The following is a 1,430-nucleotide window of genomic DNA, read 5'->3' as shown; positions in this document are numbered from 1 at the left end:
TGAACTGAACCCTATTTTATAGACAGTTTAATAAAAAGGGATATAGTTGTGTTTAAGCCGCAATAAGATGACTTCGGTAGGCTGCCGGAGTCATCTTTTTTAACGTCCATTGCTTTCTTGTACAGTTGTAATGATTCATATAATCCATCACAAGTGTATGTAATTCTGCTAAACTCTCCGCTTCTTTATAATCTATTTCATCTTTTAAATGTCCAAAGAACGATTCCATTGGCGCATTATCGAGGCAGTTTCCTCTGCGAGACATTGATTGTCTCAATCCCATTTCTTTCACAAGTCGTTGATATTCTGGATGTGTATAATGAATTCCTTGATCGGAATGGATCATTGCTTCCGGATGAAGGTTGCCGTCTAAGTGTGTATTCAACTTCTCGAGTGTTTTATAAACAATGGACATTTTAAGTGTGCTTGATAATTCATACGCTACAATCTCTCGTGTCGCTACATCTTTTACACATGATAAATAAGCTGTTTGACTGCCTTTATATTGAAGATATGTAATATCCGTTAAGAATACTTTTCCTGGTTCATCTTGTTTAAACTCGCGCTTTAAGTGATTCGGAATAGAACGATGTGCCTCCGTCGCTTTTTCTAGTTGGCGATATGGATTTGCACGACGTACTTTCGCATATAAATTGAATTTACGCATCAGACGAAGAATTTTCTTATGGTTCATCGGTTTATCTAGCACATCTACTAATGCCATATAGAAGCCACGATAACCAATTTTCCCTTTCGCCTTATCATAAATCGATTTCAGTAAAAGGTAATCTTGATAGTCTGCTTCTTCACGTAATGTATGTTTCTCCATATTTTGAATCCATTTATAGTAACCACTTGGACTAACATTCGCGACTTGGCACAAATAACGTGTCAAATTTTTTAGTTGATGTTCTCGAATCGTTTCATTAATTATTTGGTATTTTTCTTTAGGAGTTAAAAGCGTTTCTTCTTCGCCATCCTTTCCATTTCGTCTAGCTTTTTTAGAAGAGCTAGTTCCGCCTCTAATAATTTAATACGAGCCTCTGCTTTCTCTAACTTTTTATCAGCTGATAAGTTTTCTTTACGAGGTCGACCTGTACTTCCTTTACCTCTACGTTCTTCGAAAAAGCCTTGTTCGCCATGGTTTTGATAGATTTTCTTCCAACGACTTATAGCACTTTGAGCTTTTTTAGTGCCGATGATTTCTAAATCAAATCCTGCTTCTCTAAAGATTTGGCTCGGTCCTTTTCCTTGTAAATTTTCCTGAACAGCTTTCAATTTAAACTCTGGTGTATATTGAATGGCACGATCAGATACTGATGTGACATTTGGATTCATTTCAATTAGGCTGCGTTGATGTTCGTTAAAAATAATGTTACTCATGATGTTCTCCCGTTCATAATTCGTAAAGTTAGTATAACGGGGTTTCT

The 1,430-nt window shown here is 36.3% G+C and carries 1 protein-coding gene; it reads right to left on the bottom strand.

From position 1 onward, the window contains the following. Nucleotides 1-52: 52 nt before the first annotated feature. Nucleotides 53-1,383, bottom strand: a protein-coding gene (locus D8M03_RS17535) for an IS3 family transposase (protein ID WP_121216059.1) whose coding sequence is annotated in 2 segments (ribosomal slippage) — nucleotides 53-1,005 and nucleotides 1,005-1,383 — 1,332 coding nt in all. Because the reading frame shifts where the segments join, the coding sequence is not laid out codon by codon here. Nucleotides 1,384-1,430: the final 47 nt, after the last annotated feature.

Source organism: Ureibacillus endophyticus (genome assembly GCF_003628435.1).
In the GTDB taxonomy this organism is placed as follows: domain Bacteria; phylum Bacillota; class Bacilli; order Bacillales_A; family Planococcaceae; genus Ureibacillus; species Ureibacillus endophyticus.
The sequence above is the reverse complement of the archived record's forward strand: the minus strand, read 5'-3'. Positions and strand labels throughout refer to the sequence as shown.